Consider the following 23,947-nt stretch of genomic DNA (forward strand, 5'->3'; position numbering starts at 1 on the left):
ATGAAGGGTATGTATAAAGATAACTTTTTAAAGCAATTTAGCTTAATATGGGTTATAGCCATAACAGTTTTAATAATTACATTAAATATCATTATTAATATAAGCTTTGAAAAAATTAAAAAGAATTATATTAATGAAAGTTACGCTTTAATAGGTTTGTTTTCAAATTCTCAAGCTATTGATGAAGATAAAGTCACTGCAATTTTCACACAAGGTGTAAAAAATAAGGATTATGAAAAGGGAAAACAAATTTTGAAGTCTTATGGTTATAAGGAAGACATGGACATCAAATTAATTCCTAATATAAATGAATCCTATGAAAGGTTGAAATTACATATTAATATTTTGTTGCTTATTTTTATGTTGTCATTATATTTAATTGTATTATTTTTTTATAAGAAAATTGTTGTGTATGTTGAAATGCTAAATCAGGGAATAAAAAAAGTAGTTGAAGGGGATTTTTCTTTGAGGTTTTCATTTATGGGAGAAGGAACATTTAGTGTACTAGCACATAATTTCAATCAAATGGCAGAAAGATTGGAAGGTTCATTAACGGATCTTAACAGGGAAAAAATTTTCTTGAAAGACACTTTGGCAAATATATCTCATCAGCTTAAAACGCCAATAACATCTATGAGTTTATTTACTGAAGCATTGACTAATAATTCTTATATAGGTAAAGATGAGGTAGAAAAGATAGGGTGCAAAATGAGAAGTTCAGTATACCGTATGGAATGGCTTATAAAAAAATTATTAAAGCTTGCTAAAATTGAAGGTGGAATAGTGGAATACAATAAAATAAATAATGATTTTAAAGAAACTATAGAAAAAGCTGTAGAGCCATTATTAATAAGTATAGAAGAAAAAGAAATAAATTTAAAGATGAACATTGAAGAGGGTTCATGTATTCATGATAAAGGATGGACAAGTGAGGCTTTAACCAATATACTTAAAAATTCAATTGAGCATACGACGCGATATGGGGAAATCTCCATTCATTATGAAAATAATTCCCTTTATCATAAAATTACCATAAGTGATAATGGAGAAGGTATTGAAAAAGAAGATTTACCACATATTTTTGAACGATTTTATAAAGGAAAAGGTAGAAGAGAGACGAAGAAGACAGATTCTATAGGAATAGGCTTAGCACTTTCTAAAAGTATAATAGAAGGTCAAGGAGGGTTCCTAGAAGTTGAAAGTATAAAAGAAAAAGGAAGTAAATTTACAGTTACCTTTCTTACTAATTTGTAAGAAAGGTATTTATATTATAGTAAGAATTAAGGAGTATATTGATAAATATAGAGGAAGGTGAGGGGATAATATGAATAGGTATATAGAGATATCTAATAAGTATTTTAGACAAAACAAAAAAAGAAGTATTCTTAATATAATTGCAATAATATTAGCCATTATGTTTATAAGTGGGACAGGTCATATGATTTATTCTTCACAGCAAAATATTATCAATATGCTTAGAGAAGATGGGGATTATCATGTTAATTTTGAATTGAATCAAAAGGAAAAGTTTCAAAAGATTAAAGTACATTCAGTGGTTGATAAGGCAACATTTTGTCAAAAGCTTGGGAATGTACAATTAGGGGAAAAAACATTAGTAATTAATGAAATAAATAGTGATGGATTTAATTTGTTAGGGGTACAAGTAAAGGAAGGAAGATTACCAAAGCAAGCTAATGAAATAATATTAAATTCAGACTTTAAAGATAAAGAGCATAAAAAGATAGGAGATGAAATAGCTGTTAAACTCTATGATGATAGAGACATAGTTTATACTATTGTAGGTTTTTCACAACCCACTAATAATGCTTTTTTAAAGATATTTAATGGATATGCTGTTAGTAATAATATAGTAATTGATAATGCAATGGTATATGTAAAATTAAAGGAAGTAGGAAAATTAAATAATAAAATAGAAAGTTTAGTTAAGGATTTTAATATAAATTCTAATAAAGTTGAAAAAAATGAAGCACTTTTAACTGCAATGGGGGAAGGTAGAAGCAAAAGTGCTATTATAGATTATATTACTTTTTTGATGGTAGCTATTATTGTAATGATTGCAACATTAATTTTTATATATAATTCATTTAATATATCTACTATGGAAAGAATGAAAGAATATGGACTGATAAAGGCCATAGGTGGAACTAATAAACAGATTAAAAAAATTATTTTCAATGAAGTTCTTATAATTGGGTTAATAGCTATACCAATAGGAATACTTTTAGGAATGGCAGTAGGGCCATTATTATTTAGAACATTTAATAATTTGATTTTAAATAAAGAAGTTGATATAAAAACTTATTATTCTATATATAGTATTGTGGGAACAGTATTAATTACTATTATTACATTATATTTATCAATAATTTCTATAGTAAGAAAGGTAAAAGAAATATCACCACTAGATTGTTTTACTAATAGAAATTATGAGGTTAAGAAATTAAGTTCACGAAAATATGATTTGACTAGTAAGTTTTTCAGTATTGAGGGAATTATTGCAAATAGAAATATAAGAGCTAATAAGGGAAGATTTAGGACAACAGTGGTTTCAATTGTAATTTCAATAACGCTTTTTATTACATTTAGCAGTTTAGTTTGTAACATAGAAAAGTTACCTTACAAAGCATTACCCATGGACAAACATATGTGTTTGTATAATCATTATTTCACTAATATATATAATGAGCAAAACAGTAAAGAAATAATAACAAACAATAGTGAACAAATAAAATTACTTGTAGATAATGCTAAAAAAGTTGATGGTGTAAAAGATATATATAAAATATATCAGGGCATAAAATCTTATACTTTTATACCAGAAAATAAAGCAATGATAAAGGGTGATTTAATCAGTATTAAGAGTGAAAAATATACTAATATGAAATCTGAAATAATACCAATTGATTTAAATACTATTGATCAGATTTCACCATATCTTTTAAATACATTCAACAATAAAGAAAAAATGAAAAAAGAAAAAGGTGTTTATATAACTCAAATAGGTTATGAGCAAGATAGGGAAAACCTAGGTGATGTGAGATACAAGAAGAAGGATGTTGCAAACTTAAAGGTAGGAGATGAAATACTAATTGATACATCCAATTTAATATATACTAATAAATTTAAAAGTAATGATAATACAGTAAAATCAGCTATGAAGGTGAAAATTTTGGGTATAGTTAGGGTGATTCTCTTTGATAAGGAGAGTATTGAAGATATGTATCCAACAATATATATGCCTACGAAGCTTTATAATGATTTGATCGAAAAGAAATATATGAATTTATGTAAAAATAATGAGAATGATGTTAATAAAAAAATGGAATTAGATAAATTACAGTCTGCACAAGTTAAAGGCATGGTGGTAAGTTACAAGGATAATTTAGGTGATAAGAAAAGAGTAGATATTGGAAAAGAACTATCACAGCAATGGAATAAATGCATTAATAATAATAATGAAAAATTTGATGGATATACAATTTTTGATGAGGAAAGTGATAAATATATTAATTTTGGGAAGCTCTTTTACTTTAGTGTTATAGCATTTATAACTATTATAAGTATGGCAAATGTATTTAATATAGTAAATACTAATGTAACTTTAAGAAGTAAAGAATTATCACTTTTGAGTGTGGTTGGTGCTTCTAGAAAGAGTATAAAGAAAATAATGTATTTAGAAGGAATGTTATATTCAATTATAGGAATAATATATGGAACTATTATTGGTGGAATAAATTCTATACTAATAAGTGCAATGTTTAGAATAGGACATGATATAGCATATGTGTATCCTTATAAAGAAACTTTAATAAGTATAGTGTTTTTCATATTGGTTGGAATAGTAGCAATATATTTTCATTTAAAAAAAGTCAAAAAGGAAAATTTATTGCAATATAATGAGAATTAAATTGGGGGGAGCTTAATGTTAATGATAAAAAATCTTTGTAGAACATATGGAAATGGAGAAACAAAGGTAGATGCTCTAAAAAATATAAATCTAACTATTAATCAGGGAGAATTTGTAGCTATAGTAGGAGCTAGCGGCTCGGGAAAAAGTACTCTTCTTCATGCTATGGCTGGACTTGATAAGCCTACAAAAGGTAATGTAATTATTGATAATGAGGATATATATATTTTAGATGAAGATAATCGCGCAGTATTTAGAAGAAGAAAAATAGGATTTGTGTTTCAGTCATTTAATTTAATTCCAGTGTTAAACTTAGAGGAAAACATACAGTTACCTGTATTACTAGATCATCAAAAAATAGATAAAGATTATCTAAATGAATTGTTAGAATTATTAGGGTTAAAAGATAGAAAAGGTCATCTTCCATCACAGTTATCCGGAGGACAGCAACAGCGAGCAGCTATAGCAAGGGCATTAATATACAAGCCTTCAATTATATTTGCAGATGAACCTACAGGAAACCTTGATATAAATAATTCAAAGGAAGTAATGGATTTACTTAAGGTATCTTCTAAAAAATATAAACAAACACTAGTGGTTGTAACTCATGATTTAGAAATAGCTTCAAGAGCAGATAGGATAATTACTCTTTCAGATGGGGAAATTAGGTAATAATCCTTCGAAGTTTAAAGTTTATCTTAGAACCCTATAGTATAAGTGACTTAAATGATAATATAAATAACAAATATAATAAGAACAGTTCTCAAATCGTTACCATATATTGTAACATGGTGTATGAGGTTATAATATATGGTTAGTAAGGTTGGAGGAAATCAAATGACAGAGGGATTAACAGGACTTGTTATAACTAAAGCAGATAAAAGTTATGATCTTGTTCGTAGAAATAAAAATTTATATTTTAGTTATTACCCAAGAGTAATTGTATATCCTAATAATATAACAGATGTAGTTAATGCAGTAAATTGGGCCAGAAATCGAGGGCTAAATATACGTTGCAGAAGTGGCGGACACAACTATGAATCATTTTCTGTGGGAAATGATGTTGTTGTGATAGATGTTTCTAATTTGCTTGATTTTGAAATAGATATTAACAAAGGCTACGTAAGGATAGGGGCAGGATATAGTCAAGAACAACTTTATTCTAAGATAGCTAAATATGGATTTGCATTTGTTGGAGGAAATTGTGGATCAGTTGGTGTTACAGGAATTACATTAGGGGGAGGAGTTGGCTATTTACAAAGGGAATATGGGTTAGTATGCGATAATTTAGTAGAAATACAAATAGTAGATGCTTTTGGTAGGGTAATAACTGCTAATTTATATGAAAATCAAGATTTATTTGCTGCGTTAAGAGGAGCAGGTAGTAATAATTTTGGAGTAGTAGTGGCACTTACTTTTAAAGTACATCATGTTGATAAAGTAATAGTAATGACTGCTCAGTGGCCTAAAAAAAATAGGTATGAAGTAATTCAAGCATTTCAAAATGTAGGGGAACACTTAGATAATAGGTATACGCTTAAGATTTCTATGACTAAAGATACTATTCGGTTATATGGAGTAGGATTAAGAAGTACTGCAAAAGAAATGGAAAAGGCTTTAAACGTTCTATTAAAGGTTTCTAATAAAATGAACTATACAAAAAAGCATATTACTTTTAAGGAATATTTACAGAGGAATAAAGATTTTATGTCTACACCAAAAGGATTTAAAATCACAGGATTACTTGCATATAATCCATTAGGAAAAGAACCTTGCCAAATAATGTTTGACTATTTAGATAATTCGCCGCCGATACAGCCAACTATAGACATTGGGTTCCTCCTATTGGGAGGAAAGATTGCAGAAAATGAAGGGTTGCCTAGTGCTTATCCTCATAGAGAGGCTAAAGTATTAATACAAATTGATGCTGAATGGATTATTGAGTATAGTATGTATGCTAATGATACGGTTAAATGGGTAAATAATTTAAGAAAGTCCTTACTTCCATATGCAGGCTTTGGATATCTTAATTATTGTGATATTAATATACCTAATTATTTATATAATTATTTTGACAATAATGTATCTTGGTTAGAAGCTGTAAAAGAAAAATATGATTCATGTAACTTATTTTATTATCCTCAGGGAATAAATCCATAAGTAGTAGCAATGCAATAATACATTTAAATTAAACAAAAATGATATGGCGTATTATGGGAATAAAAACTTTTAAGAATATACATTACTTAACTGCTTGGTAAAATACTATCAGTAAGATTATAGTAGTTAAGGGTCATGTTGAATTATAACTCAATATGATCTTTTTTATGTTTAAATATTTAAATAATAACTTTATTTTTGTAAAATAAAAAATTGAGTTTGATTCTGGCGATAGCAATTTTTATAAACTATATAAAAAATAATATTATAGCAAATTTAAAGAGGTCTTTTAATATTATAAATCTAAATAAAGTTTATTATCTTGATATTTAATATAAACTAAAACAGACATAAAAATATTTAAGCTTTAAAATTGTTGTTGAATTCTTAGAACATATATAGTGGAAGCTAGATGAAATATATGGTAGATAATTAAATTATAAGATTATATTTGTTTTTATGTAAGTTATTGAAAGTAATGGATGTTAGAGTTAATATATGTATAAGATGTTTAAAGTTAAGATAAATGGGAGGTTTTCATGAAAATTTATAAAGAAATGAACAATGAATCAATTGTACAGTATATTAAAGAACTTGAAATTTTTCCTAAGAATCATAAACTTGCTAGTGAAGAAATTGGAGATGGAAATTTAAATTATGTTTTTAGAGTAAAAGATGTAAATACAAATAAGACAATTATAGTCAAACAGGCATTGCCTTATCTAAAAATAGCAGGAGATGGATGGAAATTAACATTGGATAGGAACAGAATTGAAGCAGAAGCTATGAAGTGTCAAAATTCAGTGTGTCCTGGATATGTTCCCAAAGTATATCATCATGATGATATATATGCATTAACTGTTATGGAAGACTTAGGGGATATGAGCATTTTAAGAAAAGGACTTATAAACATGAAAAAATATAATAACTTTCCAAAACAAATAGGTAAGTTTATGGCTAGAAATTTATTTTTAACATCTGATTTTGGAATGGGACCTATAGAAAAGAAGAAGAATATGACAAAATTTATAAACCCTGAGCTTTGTGATATAACTGAAAGGTTAGTATTAACTAACCCGTATATGAATGCAGATGATAATGTAATCAATGAAAATATTAAAGAATTTGTTGCAAGTGAAATATGGGATTCAAAAGAACTTAGGTTAGAAACAGCTAAGTTAAAAACAATATTTTTGACTAAAGCAGAAGCATTACTTCATGGGGATTTGCATACTGGTTCAATTTTTATAGATGATGATAAGTCTATTATATTTGATGCTGAATTTGCATTTTATGGTCCATATAGCTATGATATAGGATTGTTGTTTGCCAATATAATATTAAATTATGTATCTTGGGAAGGGCGAGTGGACAAGCCTAAAAAGGAAATAGAAGATTATAGAAAATATTTACTAGAATTATGTAATGAAATATGGAAAGAATTTTTAGAAAATTTTGATTATTTGTGGAGAAATGAATCTAAGGATATAACGACAGAAATTGAAGGAACTAAAGATGCATATATAAAAAAATTATTACATGAAACTATTGGATTCTGTTCATGTGAGGTTATGAGAAGAATTATAGGAATGGCACATGTTCCAGATTTAGATGAAATAGAAGATTTAAAACTTAGAGCTAAAGCACAAATATTAGGAATTAAAATAGCTAAAAAATTAATACTTAGTAGAAATAAAATTAATGATTTTAGTGAATTTATAAAATGTATAGAAGAAATAAATTTCTAAATAAAAGTATAGTTGCAGATAGAGTTTTACAATTTATATAAAGTAAAAAAAGTAAAATTTAGTTTGGTAAGTATAGTGATTAAAATATTAGGAGGAATTTATATGAAAGAAGAATTATTAGCTATTAAGTGGGATGATGATAAAGATAATATAGTTTTATTAGATCAAACAAAACTTCCAAATTCAATAGAATATATAAGGTATGATTCGGTAGAGGGTGTTTATGATTCAATAAAAACAATGGTAGTTAGAGGGGCACCGGCTATAGGTGTTACTGCTGGTTATGGAATGTATTTTGCAGCAAAGAAAGCAACAGAAGCTTCTTTCAAAGAATTCTACAAGGAAATTGAAAAACAGGGATATTATTTAAATTCAAGTAGACCAACAGCAGTAAATCTTTCATGGGCAGTAAATAGAATGCTTAAAAAAGCAGAAACTTTAAAAAGTTTACCTATTAATGAAATAAAGAAAGCATTAAAAAGTGAAGCAAGGATTATACATGAAGAGGACATAGAAATATGTAAAACTATTGGACAAAACTTACTTACATTATTAAAAGATGGAATGGGAATATTAACTCACTGTAATGCTGGTCAACTTGCAACTTCAAAATATGGTACAGCAACAGCTCCTATGTATCTTGCAAAAGAAAAAGGATGGAATTTAAAAATATATTCTGATGAAACAAGGCCAAGGCTTCAAGGTTCTACGTTAACAGCATTAGAACTTAATATGGCAGGAATAGATGTGACAACTATTACAGATAATATGGCAGCAGTAGTTATGGCTCAAGGAAAAATAGACGCTGTTATAGTGGGATGCGATAGAATAGCAGCTAATGGAGATACTGCAAATAAAATAGGGACATATGGGGTATCTATTTTAGCTAAGTATTTTAAAATTCCAATGTATATTGCAGCTCCAACACCAAGTATAGATTTAAATACACCTACAGGTGAAGACATTCCTATAGAAGAAAGAGATCCAAAGGAAGTTAGCTGCAGATTTGGTTTATGGACAGTTCCAAAGGGTGTAAAAGTTTATAATCCTTCATTTGATGTAACAGAACATGAAAATATAACAGCTATTGTAACAGAAAAAGGAATTGTATATCCGCCATTTAAAGAAAACTTAGAAAAATTATTAAAGAAGTAATGGTCGTAAAATACATTAAATAAATTAATGAAGGAGCATGACTATGTTAGAGGACTTAAAAAAAAGATTGGTAAAAATAGCTAAAGATGCAGATTCACAAGGGTTATGCAAACATAAGTCAGGAAATTTTAGTATAAGAGATGAAAAATCAGGGTATATTTTAGTAACGCCTTCAGCAGTTTCCAGAGAAGAATTAAATGAAAATCATATTTGTGTAGTAGATATGGATTTAAATTTAATAGAAGTACATGAAAAAGTTCGTCCAACTAGTGAATTATTAATGCATATAGAAGTATATAAATGTAGACCAGATGTAAAAGCTATAGTTCACACACATTCAAAATTTGCCACAGCTTTTTCTGTATTAAGTAAAGAAATTCCACCTATAGTATATGAAATTGTTAATGTTATAGGGGGAGACGGGAGAATAAAAATAGCCCCATATAAAAGGCCAGGTACAATTGAACTTGCTAAAAGTATTATAGGTGTAATTAAGAATGATAATGCATGCTTAATGGCAAATCACGGCGTACTTACAGTTTCATCTAAAGATATTGAGGATGCGTATTTAAAAGCAGCATATGTGGAGGAAGTTGCAGAAATATACTATAATGCACTTCAAATAAATAAGGGCGAGGAACCAGAATTAATACCTGAAGAAGAATTGAAACTTTGGAAATATCCAGATGAAATAAATTATTAAAGTATCTACTTTACTATAAAATATAAAAATCCCTAATAAAGTTGTTAGGGATTTTTTTATATTTCTATATTTTAACTATAACAACTATAATATGTAATAATTTTTCATAATATAGTTATTAAAGAAAATTTTGAATACATTTTTACGGCTAAATAACGAAAATATTAAAAGAAGTTTAAATAGTTCAAAAAAAGATAAAATAAAGAATAGTTTTATTTTAATTTAAGTAAATCATTTATTTGATTTTAGAAATTTTCTTATTTATAATTTATAACTATGAAGCATACATTTGGTAAAAAATCTATTATTCACTAAAATATATTAATCAGTTATATAGGGAGACAAGCTTCAATTTAAATTTACTTAATAACTTTAAAATATTTTTATATAAAATGTAATGTTAAATTCTAAGTGATTCGAAGCATGTCTCACTATTTTAGGTATCCAAGTTTTGGAATGGATAATTTTAAAAGTCAACTTGAAAACCTATAGTGTTCCAAAGTCTAAGTTTAACTTATACCTTTATTAATTGGAAAAGTTTAATAATAACATATTGTTACTTAGTGTAAAAATTAAATAACTAAGAAATGATATGTTAATTTAAATTTGTATTTTTGTTTTTGCTGTACACTCTTTTAATTTTAGCAATTATTTTTATTATTCTTTTAATGAAATTCAATTTCAATTTTATTAATCAGTATATTATCGATTAAAAAAAGTGTTGGTTTATCAACCGATAAGAATTTTTCCATGTATAAGTTAAGCTTTGAATTTGTATATCTATATCAATATAATAAATAAAATTTAACAAAGGGGGGAAAGTTTTATGGCTATAACAGTTAAAGAAGCCCTAGAACTTAAGATACTAGATGGATTTGAAGTAGTAGCGGGGAAAAATGGTTTATCTAAAGAAATAAAAAATGTAGCTGTTTGGGATTATGAAAGAGGGGAATTAATAAAGAAAAATTTTAGAGCAGAAGATTTTGCATTAAGTACATTAGTAGCAATAAAAGATAATATAAGTGAACTATATGAAAGTGTAGAGAGAATGATTAATATAGGTATTACTTGCTTAGCCATTAAGAATATATATTTTGATTATATTCCAGAAGATGTAATAGAACTTGCAAATAAAAATAATTTTGTCCTAATGTTATTTAGCGATACATTTACTGAAGATATAATAGTTGAGGTAAATAAAGCTATAACAATAAAAGAAGAATATCAAAATTTAGCACTGCAAATAGATAAAATATTATATGATAACTTAAACGAGGTTACTATAAAAAAACTTGCTTATAATATAAATGTTAATTTCAGAGAAATAAATGTTGTTGCATATTGTAAGAAAAAAAATAGTAAAATAAGTGGTCTTAGTGAATTTTCTCATAAAGAAATGCAAGATCCATATAGTAGAGTAATTAATTATAAGGGTGGTTATTTAGTCATTAATACCTTTAATGATGTAGACGTTGATGATATTGAGAATATCATATTAAGAAGGTTAGAATGGCTGGGTTTTTCGCATAAAGAATATATCATAGGGGTAAGTAATTTACATAGCAAACTTACAGACTTAGATAAGTCTATACAAGAAAGTTTGTATGCATTTAAGCATTCAAAAACATATAAAAAAGGAGTTTCATTTTTTAGAAAAATAGGATTAAATAGAATCTTCATACCTATTTTGGACAACCCATGGGTGCAAAAATATTATAATGAAGTAATAGATCCACTAATTAAATATGATAAAAGTAATGATACTGAACTATTAAAAACTGCTATAAAATATATTGAAAATAACGGAGATATAAAGACAACAGCTGAAGAATTATTTCAACATGGCAATACTGTAAGATATAGAATTGACAAAATAAATAAAATAATTAGTGCTCATTGCAAGGATGAACACTTTTATGAAGAATTAGCTGTAGGGGTTAGAATATATACTTTACTTAATAATCCATTGTAAATTTTACAATGGATTATGTTTCTATTTTAAAATATTACAAAACTAATGCAATTAATAATGGTGTATTATATGACTGTAGCAAAAATAGAATTTATAAATTAGGTGTCTTAAACACTGAAAAAAACATTATTTAAATATAAAGGTACATAGAAATTATCAAGTATGACTAATAAGATTTACGGAGGAATAAGTATGAAAAAATTAAAAATTGCTTACACAGAAGAAGCAAGAAACTATTTTGAGACTGCAAGAGAATTAGTTTTAGCAGAACAAACAGATTTTACAGATGTTGCAGCAGTAGTATTAACAGATTCAGATATTGAATTAATAAATACAGCTTATGATACTAAATTTGGAACACCAATCTTTGTTGTATTAAAAAACAAAGACAAGCTATCAAGTGAGCTTGCTGAAAAAGTATATCGTGTAATTGATGGAAATGCTTTTGATGCTCAACTTTATACTAGAGTTATTGAAAGTGCAGCAGCGCAATATGAAGAAAAGATATTACCTCCTTTCTTTAAAGCTTTAAGTGAATATGTTGATAGAGGAAACGTTCAATTTGACTGTCCAGGACATCAAGGAGGACAATATTTCCGTAAACATCCAGCAGGTAGATATCTTTATGAATTTTATGGAGAAAATGTTTTTAGAGCAGATATATGTAATGCAGACGTTGCTTTAGGAGATTTATTAATTCACGAAGGTCCAGCAGTTGATGCTGAGCAAAACGCAGCTAGAATTTACAATGCGGATAAAACATATTTTGTAATGAATGGTACTAGCGCATCAAATAATGTTGTTGTAGGATCTTTAGTTTCACCAGGAGATTTAGTGCTATTTGATAGAAATAACCATAAATCAATATACAATTCAGCTTTAGTTCAAAATGGTGCAACACCTGTATATTTAGAAACAGGACGTAACCCATATGGATTTATTGGTGGAATTGATGCTCATTGTTTTGATGAGAAATACATAAGAGCTGAAGTGGATAAAGTGGCTCCACATAAAGCAAATGAAAAGAGACCATTTAGATTAGCTGTAATTCAGCTTGGAACATATGATGGAAGTATTTATAATGCAAGACAAGTAGTTGATAAAATAGGACATTTATGTGATTATATTTTATTTGACTCTGCTTGGGTAGGATATGAGCAATTTATTCCAATGATGAGAGATTGTTCACCATTATTACTTGAATTAGATGAAAATGATCCAGGAATATTTGTAACACAATCAATCCATAAACAACAAGCTGGTTTTTCACAAGCATCACAAATTCATAAAAAAGATAGTCATATAAAAGGACAACATCGTTATGTTGATCATAAGAGATTCAACAACTCATTTATGCTTTATGCATCAACAAGCCCATTCTATCCTTTATACTCAACTCTAGATGTAAATGCTAGAATGCAAGAAGGAGAAGCAGGAAGACGTTTATGGGCTGATTGCATAAGATTAGGTGTTGAAGCTAGAAAATCAGTTCTAAAAAATTGTTCAATGATAAAACCATTTATACCACCAGTAGTAAACGGAAAGAAATGGGAAGAACATGATGTAGAAGAAATAGCAAATAATATTGATTTCTTTAGATTTGTACCAGGAGAAAAATGGCACTCATTTGAAGGATACGGAGAGAATCAATATTTTGTTGATCCAAATAAATTCATGTTAACAACACCAGGAATTAATGCAGAGACTGGAGAATATGAAGATTTCGGAATACCTGCAACCATACTTGCAAACTACTTAAGAGAAGTAGGAATAATTCCAGAAAAGAATGATTTAAATTCTATATTATTCTTATTAACTCCAGCAGAAACTTCAACTAAAATGGAAAACTTAGTAGCTCAATTTGTGAAATTTGAAAAATTAGTTAATGAAAATGCTCCATTAAGTGAAGTTTTACCAAGCTTATATAATAAAAATATAGATCGTTATAAGGGATATACAATAAGACAATTATGTCAAGAAATGCATGATTTCTATAAAAATAATGATGCTAAAACATATCAAAAAAGATTGTTTAGAGCTGAATATTTACCAAGCAAAGGAATCGTATGTGATAAGAATAAAAATGTAGCATATGACGAAGTAGCAGCTACAGCATTACATCCTTCTAAGAATGAAGTTAATGGTAGAGTAATGACTGCGCAAGATGCTAAATGGGCTTTAATAAGAAATAATGCTAAATTAGTTCCATTAGAAGATATAGTAGGCGAAATAGCCTTAGAAGGAGCACTTCCATATCCACCAGGAGTATTCTGTGTAGTTCCAGGTGAAGTTTGGAGTGAAACTGCTCAAATATACTTTACAATTTTACAAGACGGAATAAATCAATTCCCAGGATTTGCTCCAGAAATTCAAGGAGTATATCTTGAAGAGCAAAATGATGGAAATGTTAAAGCATTTGGATATGTATTAGATAATAAATTTATTTAACTATTTAAATTAGCCTATAGATAGGCTATAGGCTAATTTTTACTTGAATTTAAATATACATATCAAAATAATAAAAAAGGATTAGGGGAAGAATTATGAAAAAAGAAAAAAATAAGATGAGTGTGGTTCAGTTAACAATGATAACTGCAATAAACATGATGGGATCTGGTATAATAATGCTTCCAACTAAACTAGCGGAAGTAGGTACAATGTCTATACTATCATGGTTAGTAACAGGAATTGGATCTATGGCATTAGCTTATGCTTTTGCTCAATGTGGAATGTTTAGTAGAAACTCAGGTGGAATGGGTGGATATGCTGAGTATTCACATGGTAAATCAGGAAGCTTTATGGCAAACTATTCATATGGAATATCTTTAGTAATAGCAAATATAGCAATAGCAATTTCGGCAGTTGGGTATGCATCTGTATTATTTGGAATTGAACTTTCTCCAGTACATGTAGGATTATGGACTATATTTACATTATGGTTAGCCACTGTATTAAACTTTGGTGGTGCAAGTATAACTGGTAAACTTGGTTCATTTACAGTTTGGGGAGTAATAATCCCTGTATTAGTAATTTCTACAGTTGGTTGGTTCTGGTTTAGTGGAGCAGATTATGCAGCTGCTTGGAATCCTAACCATTTCTCATTCTTTGATGGTATAGGTAAATCTATTTCAATAACATTATGGGCATTTTTAGGATTAGAATCAGCTTCAGCTAATATGGATGCAGTTGATAACCCTAAAAAAAATGTTCCAATAGCTTGTTTAGGTGGAACAATAGGTGCAGCAATTATATACATTGTGTCTACAAATGTTATCGCTGGTATCGTACCAAATGCAGACTTATTAAATACAAATGCTCCATTTGGATTAGCTTTTGCAACAATGTTTACTCCAACAATTGGGAAAATTGTAATGGGTATGATGGTAGTATCATGCTTTGGTTCATTACTAGGATGGCAATTTACTATAGCTGGTGTATTTAGAACATCTGCTATTCAAGGATATTTTCCTAAGATATTTGGAAAAGTAACAAAGACTGAAACTCCAATAATTGGTATGATTATAATTACTGTAATGCAATCTTTACTTGCATTAATGACAATTAGTCCAACTCTATCAAAACAATTTGATGTACTTGTTAACCTAGCAGTAGTTACAAATGTTATTCCTTATCTATTATCTATGGGTGCAGTTAATGTGATTTTAAAAACAGAAAATGTGCCAGATAAAAAACGTAAGGTTACAACAGTTATTTCTATAATTGCTTCAGTATATAGTTTATATGCATTATATTCTTCAGGAGTTGAGCCAATGTTCTATGGATCAATAGTAACATTTGCAGGCTGGGTATTATATGGTTTTGTTTCATATAGATTTGACGTGAAGAAGGATTTAGAATTCAAAATGTAAAATTGAAAATTATTATATTAATTTCAAAGGAATTATATTAATATAAATTATTTTTGAAACCTTCACAGGAAATTAATAGTGTAATTTTACATTCTCAATTCTAAATGCTTAACTAGTAAATAGACTGTTCTGATACATAGTAAATATATAAGCTTATTATATGTTTTATAAGCTCATTGATGATAATAATAATTTCCATAAATATATTTAATATATTAGGTAATAAATAAAAAAACTCTATCATAAGGTAGGGTTTTTTTATCTTTAAGTTTATGTAATATATAGGGAAACAAGCTCGAATTTAAATTTATTCAATAACTTTAAAGTATTTTTATACAAAATGTAGTGTTGAATTCTAAGCGATTCAGAGCATGTCTCACTATTTTGGGTATCCAAGTTTTGGAATGGATAATTTTAAAAGTCAACTTGGAACCCTATATAGGGAAACAAGCTCACATTTGAATTTATTCAATAACTTTAAAATATTTTTATGTAAAATGTAGTGTTGAATTTTAAGTAATTCGGAGCATGTCTCACTATTTTGGGTATCCAAGTTTTGGAATGGATAATTTTAAGAGTGAACTTGGAACCCTATATAGGGAAACAAGCATAGGCGTAAAGTTAAGCCTAAAAATTCCAAAATCATAGTGTTAAAAAGCAATAATGAAAAAATTTAAAACGATAGTCTGTGAAAATTTTAAAGAAACTCTAAATCAATTTTCAATGAATAGCTTATTAAATTTTTTATTATTACATAGTGTAGTAATAAATTATTTAAAAATAAAAAAACAATTGACAATATTAAAAATAGAGTATACAATTTGTTTTATACAAAAAATTGAAAAATTAAATAAAAAAATCTTATCAAGAGAGACTGAGGGAATGGCCCGATGAAGTCTCAGCAACCTACCGATTTGGGTGTGGTGCTAATTCCAACAGGATGAAATAAATCCTGAAAGATGAGAGGAAGTATATTAATATAAACGATGAAATCTTCTTCTCATTTTGAGAAGAAGATTTTTTTGTTTTAATTTTATTAAGGGGGTATGAATGATGATTTCGCTTAGAAATATACGAAAAACTTATTTATCAGATAATAACTTAGTAGAGGCGTTAAAAGGTGTAAGCCTTGAAATCGTAGAGGGAGAAATTTGTGGAATAATTGGATTTAGTGGTGCAGGAAAGAGTACACTTGTACGTTGTATGAATTTACTGGAACTACCAACTGAAGGTAAAGTTTTTGTAGATAATCAAGAACTTACAGCACTATCATCAAAAGAATTAAGAGAAGCTAGAAAAAATATAGGTATGATTTTTCAACATTTCAACTTAATGAAATCAAAAACTGTATCTAAAAATATAGCTTATCCATTAAAGGGAAGTGGGCTAAATAAAGAGCAAATTAAGAAAAGGGTATCTGAACTTTTAAACTTAGTTGGTTTGAGTGAAAAAGCTAACAGTTACCCAGCTCAATTAAGTGGGGGACAAAAACAAAGAGTTGCAATAGCAAGAGCACTAGCTAATAGTCCGAAGGTCTTATTATGTGATGAAGCTACATCAGCACTTGACCCACAAACTACTCAATCTATACTTAATTTACTTAAAGATATTAATAAAAAACTTGGATTAACTATAGTTATAATTACCCATGAAATGCATGTAGTAAAGGAGATTTGTGATAATGTTGCAGTTATGGAAAATGGAAATATAGTAGAGCATAGTGATTTAATTAAAATATTTACTAAACCTAAAGCAAAAGTAACAAAAGATTTCATAGCTACAATATTCCAAGAAAATAAAGTCTATGAATTGTTGAAAAAAGAATATGTTATAAAAGACATAAGAAAAGATGAATTATTAGCTAAGATGGTATTTATCGGACAAAATACAGGGCAAGCATTCATCTCTAATATATCAAGAAAATTTAAAATAGATGCAAGTATACTATTTGGAAATATAGAAATAGTACAAAACACACCAATTGGATATTTAGTTGTAAAGTTGAGCGGGCAAATAGAAAATATTTTGAATGTAAAAAAATATCTTAAAGAAAACAATGTAGAGCTGGAGGTAATAAGCGATGGAAAATGTAATAACGAATATACTACCCAATGTAGTTAATTTATATCCAGAGATGATAGATGCATTATTAGATACATTATATATGGTTTCTATATCTGGAATAATATCAACTTTAATAGGCTTCCCAATAGGAGTAACTCTTGTAGTAACTAGAAAAGGAGGTGTTTTACAAAGTAAACTTATAAATAATTTAATAGGAAAAATAATAAATATTTTTAGGTCAATACCATTTATCATTTTATTAGCGGCAATAATGCCTATTACAAAGTTTATAGTTGGAACAACGATAGGAACAAAGGGAGCTGTACTTCCGTTAGTATTTGGGTCAACACCTTTTGTAGCAAGACAAATTGAATCAGTATTATTAGGTATTGATAGTGGAGTTATAGAAGCAGCTCAAGCTATGGGATCAAGTCCATTAGAAATAATATATAGAGTTATGTTACCAGAGGGGCTAGGTGGAATAATACATGCAATTACAATTACAACAGTAAGCTTAATAGGTTTATCAGCAATGGCTGGAACTGTTGGTGGTGGTGGTCTTGGAGATTTTGCAATAAGGTATGGCTATCAATATTTTCAGACAGATGTGATGATAGTTACAGTAATAATACTACTTGTTTTAGTAAATATTGTTCAATGTTTTGGAGACCTATTGCTTAGAAAATTAAATCATTAAATATAAAAGGAGGACTTATTATGAAAAAAATATTCATAGTACTTTTAATATTAATAATAGCTGCATTTAGCTTAGTAGGGTGTAGTGATACATCTAGCGAAGATACAAAAACTGTAAAACTAGGTGTAACAGGAGAAGAACATGAGATATGGGATTTAGTAAAAGAGAAATTAGCAAAAGAAGATATAGATTTAGAAATAATTAGTTTTTCAGATTATACAAAAGTAAATATAGCACTTAATGAAGGTGAAATAGACATAAATGCATTTCAGCACCATGCTTATTTAGAAAACTTTAATAAAGAAAGAAATTTAAATTTAGTATCCATTGGAGATACAGTATTTTCACCTATGGCAATATACCCAGGAAAAGCAAAATCACTTGAAGAAATAAATAAAGGCTCCAAAATAGCTGTACCAAATGATGCAACAAATTTAGGAAGAGCATTAATACTTCTTCAAAGTGCTGGATTGATAACATTAAAAGATGATATAGGTCTTCTGCCAACACTTAAAGATATAGTTAATAATACCAAAAATATTGAAATAATCGAGCTAATAGCAACACAAATACCTAGGTCACTAGAGGATGTAGATCTAGCAGTGATAAATAGTGGTGTAGCAGTAAATGCAAAATTATCTCCTACAAATGATGCACTATTTATAGAAGATTCTAATTTAGAAATTTTAAAACCATATATAAATTTAATAGCAACTAAAGAAGAAAATAAAGATAATGAAGTTTATAAAAAAGTAGTTCAAGCTTATCAGTCAGAAGATATAAAAAAGGCTATAAATAAATTATACAAAGGAGAGTCAATTCCAGCATTTTAGATAATGGGGAACTAGACGAATAGTGGAATACAATGGGAGATTTAAATATAGATAAAATAAAGAATAATATACTAGATGTAATAGAAAATAATAAAAGTGTATATATAAATATAAGTCATAAAATACACAGTAATCCTGAAGTTGGAAATGAAGAATACTTTGCTTGTGAAATGCTAAGTAGTTTATTAAAGGAAAATGGATTTAAAGTAGAAACTAATATTGCAGGACATCCAACAGGATTTATAGCAAAAAAGAAATCAGAAAATAAAAAAGGTCCAATAATAGGGTTTTTAGCGGAGTATGATGCACTACCAGGTCTTGGTCATGCATGTGGTCATAATATAATTGGAACTGCAAGCTGCGCAGCAACAATAGCGTTAGCTACTCAATTAAATTATATTGGAGGAGAAATCAGAGTATATGGATGCCCAGCAGAAGAAGGTGGAGAAAATGGAAGTGCAAAAGGAAGTTTTGTAAAATATAAATTATTTGAAGATGTTGATGCCTGCTTGATGATACATCCATCAAATGAAACATCTATTACAGGTACTAGCTTAGCAGTAGACCCAGTTGATTTTGAATTTACAGGAAAGTCAGCGCATGCAGCAGGGTGTCCAGAAAAAGGAATAAATGCACTAGATGGAGTTATACAACTTTTCAATGGAATAAATGCTTTAAGACAACACTTAACAGATGATGCTAGAATACATGGAATAATAACTCATGGAGGAGATGCTCCAAATATAGTTCCAAATTATGCAAAAGCAAGATTTTATTTAAGAGCCAAAAGTAGAAAAACATTAAATGAAGTAACAAAAAAAGTAGAGAATATAGCTAAGGGAGCAGCTTTAAGTACTGGAACTACTATTAAAATGAAATTTTTTCAAAATAAAGTAGATAACTTCTATGTAAATAATAAATTTAACGATTTATTTGTAGAGGTTATGGAAGAATTAGGTGAATGGGTAAACAAGAATCCAACAAAGGGATTTGGATCAACTGATGCAGGAAATGTAAGCCATGTTGTTCCAACTTTACATTCCCATATAAAAATAGGTCCAAAGAGTTTAGTAGGTCATACTATAGAGTTTTGTGAAGCTGCGTGTTCTAAAGAAGGGGATAAATCTTTGATCATAGGTATAAAAGCACTTTCTTTAGTTGCACTTAATCTTTTGGTAAACAATGAGAAACTTGAGAAGATAAAAGAAGAATTTAAGAATAATAAAAACTTAAAGTAGAACTATTACTATGATAAAAACGCGACAGTTTTGTCGTGTTTTTTTATAGGATTAAATAAAGTGATTAATATTACATATAAAATATAATTAATATTAACTAGATAAGAAAAAAGAAGGTTGATATAATGTTTTTAGAATGTTTATAAAGGAGTTATTAAATGAAATATTATTTAGCACCAATGGAAGGAATTACAGGATACATATATAGAAATTCTTATGAGAAATTTTTTCATAATATTGATAAATACTTTACACCTTTTATCGTTCCAAACACAAGTAGAAGTCTTAAAACTAAAGAATTAAGAGATATTTTGCCTGAAAATAACAATGGGATGAATATAGTGCCTCAAATACTTACTAACGATGCAGAGGGGTTTATTATCACTGCTAGAAAATTACAGCAATTAGGTTATAACGAGGTTAATTTAAATTTAGGATGTCCTGCTGGAACGGTTGTGTCGAAAAATAGAGGCTCAGGGTTTTTAGCCAAAAGAGAAGAGCTTAATATGTTTTTAGATGAGATATTTAAAATAGAGGATATGAAAATTTCTGTAAAAACCAGAATAGGAAAAGATAATCCAGAAGAATTTTATGAGTTAATAAAAATTTATAATAAATATCCTATAGAAGAATTAATCATTCACCCTAGAACACAAAAAGATTTTTATGGAAATAAACCTAATTTAGATGTATTTAAAGATGCATTATCTTTAAGTAGCAATACAGTATGTTATAATGGTGATATTTTCACTGGTGATGATTATAATAAATTAATAAAAGCTTTTCCAGAAGTAAAAACAGTGATGCTAGGAAGAGGTATACTAGCCAACCCAGGGTTAATTAATGAGATAAAAAATAATACTAATATAGATAAAGAAGTATTAAAAGATTTTCATGATGAAATTTTACATAAATACATAGAATTATTTAATGAACATAGGAATGCTCTATTTAGAATGAAAGAACTATGGGGATATATGATTTACATATTTTCAGATAATAAAAAATATGCTAAGAAAATAAAGAAGGCGCAAAATTTAAATGATTATAATTATGCTGTCTCAAGCTTATTTAGAGAGCAGGAAATCATAAAAGGCGCTGGATTATTTAGTAATTAATTTTATATACCAGGATAGTGTAGATTATTTGTAAGGCTCCTTTTTATTATAAAGGTAACATTAAAGAGCATAGGAAAGAAATAAAATGCACCCTTTGTAAAGGACAATGAAAACTATGCTGATTTAAAACTTCAACATAGTTTTTAACTTTATAGGACTTGTTTAAATCCTCTGCCATGAACCTCAGATGTATCTGAAATAGAGATAAAGGCTTTTTCATCTATAGAAGTAACTATGTTTTTAAGTTCAGGCAATTGACTTAGAGGTATAATACAATAAAGAATTCTTCTTTGATCTTTACTGTAAGCTCCTTCACCATAAAGGTAAGTAACTCCTCTATGTAAATTTTTCATTAAAAAATTTGATACTAAATCCTCTTTATTAGTAATAATAAAGACAGACTTTGTTTGGTTTAAGCCTTTAACTACATTATCAAGAACAAAAGCAGTTGTATACATAGCTATTAATGTATATAAAGCACTAGTTAGTCCAAATACAAAAGCACTAATACTAACAATAATTAAATTTATACCAAAAGAAATTTTGCCTATGTTTAAGGTGGTATGTTTTCTTTTAATTAACATAGAAATTATATCAAATCCACCAGTAGATCCATGATGTGCAAATATTAATCCAAAGCCTATTCCATTAAGAACTCCACCATATAAACAGTAAAGTAATGTGTCGGTTATATTTAAAATATTAGATATAGAGCTTGTTAATATTAGTGATAAAGATAATGATAATGTTCCTACCAAAGAATATATAGTGAACTTTTTATCTAATTTTTTAAAGCTTAAAATAAATAAAGGAATATTTAATAAAAGAATTATGTATCCAGCTTGAATTTTAAACAAGTATTGAAATATAAGAGCTACACCAGTGACACCTCCACTTAAAAGTTTAGCATGTATTAAAAACATATTTATCCCAATTGAACTTACAAAACTTCCTAATATGATAAATAATAAATCTATAATATTAGCTTTGTCTAAAACTTTAGTATCCATTTAAATTTTCCTCCTAATTGTAAATGTTGTAATAATTAAGCTAGTAGTGGGGTTAATAAATGTTAAAAAATTCTTATAAATATAAACTTTTAAATATATATTTATGATTAGTCAATTTATATATTATTATGAGTGGAAAATATGATGATTTTGTCCTGTTTTTTATAAAATGAAACCAATATTTTAAGCAATAGTTGTGTTTACAATTGAGCACAGTATTTATATTTTTTATCAACCATTTCTTTAAAATATAGAATATAAGTATTATAAGTATTTTTTAATATATAAGTTATAGGGTTCCAAGTTGACTTTTAAAATTATCCATTCCAAAACTTGGATACCAAAAATAGTGAGACATGCTCTGAATCACTTGAAACTCAGCACTATATTTTGTATAAAAATATTTTAAAGTTATTGAATAAATTTAAATTTGAGCTTATTTCTTACAGAACCAAAAAACGCTTGAAATAAGGTGGGAATATAAAATTTATAGTATATATTAAGTGAAATTTAAAGAAAGTTAATATTATACACAATATGTTAATAATATACTTATATTTTTATGATAATATATATTATAAAATTTATTAAAATATAAAATTATTGAAGGGAACTTAAGAGGAAAGAGAAATGAAATATCGTGAAAATATTAAAAATTCAAAAAGAATAGTTATAAAAATTGGAACATCAACTTTAACTTATGATAATGGAAATATAAATTTAAGAAGAATTGAAAAGATAGCCATGTCAATATCAGATTTAATAAATAGTGGGAGAGAAGTAATCCTTGTAACATCTGGATCAATAGGTGTTGGCGTAAGTAAGATGAACTTAAAGGAAAGACCTAAAACTATTAGAGAAAAGCAGGCAGCAGCATCTGTTGGACAAGTAGCCCTTATGAATATTTATAGCAAACTATTTGGAGAGTATGGATATTCAGTAGGTCAAATACTTTTAACAAGGGATATTATAGAATGTGAAAGAAGTAGAAATAATGTTGTAAATACTTTTGAAACTTTGTTAGAAAGTAGAATAATTCCAATAGTAAATGAAAATGATAGTGTGTCTATAGATGAGATTGAAAATGTATCTAGATTTGGAGATAATGATAATTTAGCAGCAATAGTGTCTACTATTGTAGATGCTAATCTTCTTATAATACTATCAGATATTGATGGATTTTATGATTCTAATCCAAGAACAAATAAAGATGCAAAACTTATAAAGGAAGTAAAATCTATAACTAAAGAAGTGCAAAGTTTTGCAGAAGGTGCGGGAAGTAATTTAGGTACAGGTGGTATGGAAACTAAAATACATGCAGCAAAAATTGTAACTGATAATAGTACCAATATGGTATTAGCAAATGGAAAAGACCCAGGTATACTTATTGATATATTAAATGGGGAAGATGTAGGGACTTTATTTTTAGGAAAAGAAAAATAGACAAGATGT

At 27.8% G+C, this 23,947-nt stretch carries 17 protein-coding genes and 1 riboswitch; of the genes, 16 read left to right on the forward strand and 1 reads right to left on the reverse strand.

Annotation, left to right across the window (positions count from 1 at the left end; all coding sequences use genetic code 11):
- The 15 genes from ACYUE0_RS06755 (at position 1) to ACYUE0_RS06825 (ending at position 21,485) form a co-directional block, all read left to right on the forward strand.
- A complete protein-coding gene (locus tag ACYUE0_RS06755; RefSeq protein WP_157450832.1) occupies positions 1-1,254 on the forward strand; it encodes a sensor histidine kinase in 1,254 nt (417 codons plus the stop codon).
- A 70-nt stretch (positions 1,255-1,324) separates the two neighbouring features.
- Complete coding sequence (locus ACYUE0_RS06760; RefSeq protein WP_460269958.1) at positions 1,325-3,928, forward strand: ABC transporter permease; 2,604 nt, start codon at positions 1,325-1,327, stop codon at positions 3,926-3,928.
- Between the two features lie 15 nt (positions 3,929-3,943).
- The gene (locus ACYUE0_RS06765; protein WP_460269959.1) at positions 3,944-4,600 is read left to right on the forward strand and encodes an ABC transporter ATP-binding protein; all 657 of its coding nucleotides are present in this window, start codon (positions 3,944-3,946) and stop codon (positions 4,598-4,600) included.
- A 165-nt stretch (positions 4,601-4,765) separates the two neighbouring features.
- Complete coding sequence (locus ACYUE0_RS06770) at positions 4,766-6,088, forward strand: FAD-dependent oxidoreductase (RefSeq protein WP_460269960.1); 1,323 nt, start codon at positions 4,766-4,768, stop codon at positions 6,086-6,088.
- A gap of 539 nt (positions 6,089-6,627) precedes the next feature.
- Positions 6,628-7,836: an S-methyl-5-thioribose kinase gene (gene mtnK, locus ACYUE0_RS06775; RefSeq protein ID WP_460269962.1), complete on the forward strand. Its 1,209-nt coding sequence runs from the start codon at positions 6,628-6,630 to the stop codon at positions 7,834-7,836.
- Between the two features lie 102 nt (positions 7,837-7,938).
- Positions 7,939-8,991, forward strand: coding sequence for an S-methyl-5-thioribose-1-phosphate isomerase (gene mtnA, locus ACYUE0_RS06780; RefSeq protein ID WP_460269963.1), 1,053 nt, complete (start codon positions 7,939-7,941; stop codon positions 8,989-8,991).
- A 43-nt stretch (positions 8,992-9,034) separates the two neighbouring features.
- Positions 9,035-9,694 (forward strand): class II aldolase/adducin family protein, encoded by a 660-nt coding sequence (locus ACYUE0_RS06785; RefSeq protein WP_460269964.1) that lies wholly within the window; start codon positions 9,035-9,037, stop codon positions 9,692-9,694.
- Positions 9,695-10,520: 826 nt separating this feature from the next.
- Positions 10,521-11,666, forward strand: coding sequence for a PucR family transcriptional regulator (locus ACYUE0_RS06790; RefSeq protein WP_460269965.1), 1,146 nt, complete (start codon positions 10,521-10,523; stop codon positions 11,664-11,666).
- Positions 11,667-11,858: 192 nt separating this feature from the next.
- The gene (locus ACYUE0_RS06795) at positions 11,859-14,114 is read left to right on the forward strand and encodes an ornithine decarboxylase (RefSeq protein WP_460269967.1); all 2,256 of its coding nucleotides are present in this window, start codon (positions 11,859-11,861) and stop codon (positions 14,112-14,114) included.
- Positions 14,115-14,209: 95 nt separating this feature from the next.
- The gene (gene potE, locus ACYUE0_RS06800) at positions 14,210-15,535 is read left to right on the forward strand and encodes a putrescine-ornithine antiporter (RefSeq protein WP_061994478.1); all 1,326 of its coding nucleotides are present in this window, start codon (positions 14,210-14,212) and stop codon (positions 15,533-15,535) included.
- A gap of 858 nt (positions 15,536-16,393) precedes the next feature.
- Positions 16,394-16,501: riboswitch (SAM riboswitch) on the forward strand.
- Between the two features lie 87 nt (positions 16,502-16,588).
- Positions 16,589-17,656, forward strand: a complete 1,068-nt coding sequence (locus ACYUE0_RS06805; RefSeq protein ID WP_061994477.1) for a methionine ABC transporter ATP-binding protein — start codon at positions 16,589-16,591, stop codon at positions 17,654-17,656.
- Positions 17,616-18,296: a methionine ABC transporter permease gene (locus tag ACYUE0_RS06810; protein WP_460269971.1), complete on the forward strand. Its 681-nt coding sequence runs from the start codon at positions 17,616-17,618 to the stop codon at positions 18,294-18,296. Before ACYUE0_RS06805 ends, ACYUE0_RS06810 begins: the two co-directional genes overlap by 41 nt.
- Positions 18,297-18,316: 20 nt before the next feature.
- A complete protein-coding gene (locus ACYUE0_RS06815; RefSeq protein ID WP_199869535.1) occupies positions 18,317-19,129 on the forward strand; it encodes a MetQ/NlpA family ABC transporter substrate-binding protein in 813 nt (270 codons plus the stop codon).
- Between the two features lie 32 nt (positions 19,130-19,161).
- On the forward strand, positions 19,162-20,367 hold the full coding sequence (locus tag ACYUE0_RS06820) for a M20 family metallopeptidase (protein ID WP_460269972.1): 1,206 nt from the start codon (positions 19,162-19,164) through the stop codon (positions 20,365-20,367).
- 158 nt (positions 20,368-20,525) lie between these two features.
- The gene (locus ACYUE0_RS06825) at positions 20,526-21,485 is read left to right on the forward strand and encodes a tRNA dihydrouridine synthase (protein WP_061994473.1); all 960 of its coding nucleotides are present in this window, start codon (positions 20,526-20,528) and stop codon (positions 21,483-21,485) included.
- A 149-nt stretch (positions 21,486-21,634) separates the two neighbouring features.
- Here the strand turns inward: ACYUE0_RS06825 and ACYUE0_RS06830 are convergent, their stop codons facing one another.
- Positions 21,635-22,495 carry a YitT family protein gene (locus ACYUE0_RS06830; RefSeq protein WP_061994472.1) on the reverse strand — a complete coding sequence of 287 codons (861 nt, stop codon included), beginning with the start codon at positions 22,493-22,495 and terminating at the stop codon, positions 21,635-21,637.
- Positions 22,496-23,125: 630 nt separating this feature from the next.
- Between ACYUE0_RS06830 and proB the strand changes: the two genes are divergently transcribed.
- Positions 23,126-23,938, forward strand: coding sequence for a glutamate 5-kinase (gene proB / locus ACYUE0_RS06835; protein WP_061994471.1), 813 nt, complete (start codon positions 23,126-23,128; stop codon positions 23,936-23,938).
- The last annotated feature ends 9 nt before the right edge of the window (positions 23,939-23,947 follow it).

This window comes from Clostridium sp. CTA-19 (genome assembly GCF_054767855.1).

What these genes read in the sequence shown, in the direction of transcription:
- ACYUE0_RS06830 (WP_061994472.1), bottom strand. Translation starts at nt 22,495, where the DNA reads ATGGATACTAAAGTTTTAGACAAAGCTAATATTATAGATTTATTATTT.
- ACYUE0_RS06765 (WP_460269959.1), top strand. Translation starts at nt 3,944, where the DNA reads ATGTTAATGATAAAAAATCTTTGTAGAACATATGGAAATGGAGAAACA.
- ACYUE0_RS06810 (WP_460269971.1), top strand. Translation starts at nt 17,616, where the DNA reads ATGGAAAATGTAATAACGAATATACTACCCAATGTAGTTAATTTATAT.
- mtnA (WP_460269963.1), top strand. Translation starts at nt 7,939, where the DNA reads ATGAAAGAAGAATTATTAGCTATTAAGTGGGATGATGATAAAGATAAT.
- potE (WP_061994478.1), top strand. Translation starts at nt 14,210, where the DNA reads ATGAAAAAAGAAAAAAATAAGATGAGTGTGGTTCAGTTAACAATGATA.
- ACYUE0_RS06785 (WP_460269964.1), top strand. Translation starts at nt 9,035, where the DNA reads ATGTTAGAGGACTTAAAAAAAAGATTGGTAAAAATAGCTAAAGATGCA.
- ACYUE0_RS06760 (WP_460269958.1), top strand. Translation starts at nt 1,325, where the DNA reads ATGAATAGGTATATAGAGATATCTAATAAGTATTTTAGACAAAACAAA.
- ACYUE0_RS06815 (WP_199869535.1), top strand. Translation starts at nt 18,317, where the DNA reads ATGAAAAAAATATTCATAGTACTTTTAATATTAATAATAGCTGCATTT.
- ACYUE0_RS06795 (WP_460269967.1), top strand. Translation starts at nt 11,859, where the DNA reads ATGAAAAAATTAAAAATTGCTTACACAGAAGAAGCAAGAAACTATTTT.
- ACYUE0_RS06770 (WP_460269960.1), top strand. Translation starts at nt 4,766, where the DNA reads ATGACAGAGGGATTAACAGGACTTGTTATAACTAAAGCAGATAAAAGT.
- ACYUE0_RS06755 (WP_157450832.1), top strand. Translation starts at nt 1, where the DNA reads ATGAAGGGTATGTATAAAGATAACTTTTTAAAGCAATTTAGCTTAATA.
- ACYUE0_RS06790 (WP_460269965.1), top strand. Translation starts at nt 10,521, where the DNA reads ATGGCTATAACAGTTAAAGAAGCCCTAGAACTTAAGATACTAGATGGA.
- ACYUE0_RS06820 (WP_460269972.1), top strand. Translation starts at nt 19,162, where the DNA reads ATGGGAGATTTAAATATAGATAAAATAAAGAATAATATACTAGATGTA.
- proB (WP_061994471.1), top strand. Translation starts at nt 23,126, where the DNA reads ATGAAATATCGTGAAAATATTAAAAATTCAAAAAGAATAGTTATAAAA.
- ACYUE0_RS06825 (WP_061994473.1), top strand. Translation starts at nt 20,526, where the DNA reads ATGAAATATTATTTAGCACCAATGGAAGGAATTACAGGATACATATAT.
- ACYUE0_RS06805 (WP_061994477.1), top strand. Translation starts at nt 16,589, where the DNA reads ATGATTTCGCTTAGAAATATACGAAAAACTTATTTATCAGATAATAAC.
- mtnK (WP_460269962.1), top strand. Translation starts at nt 6,628, where the DNA reads ATGAAAATTTATAAAGAAATGAACAATGAATCAATTGTACAGTATATT.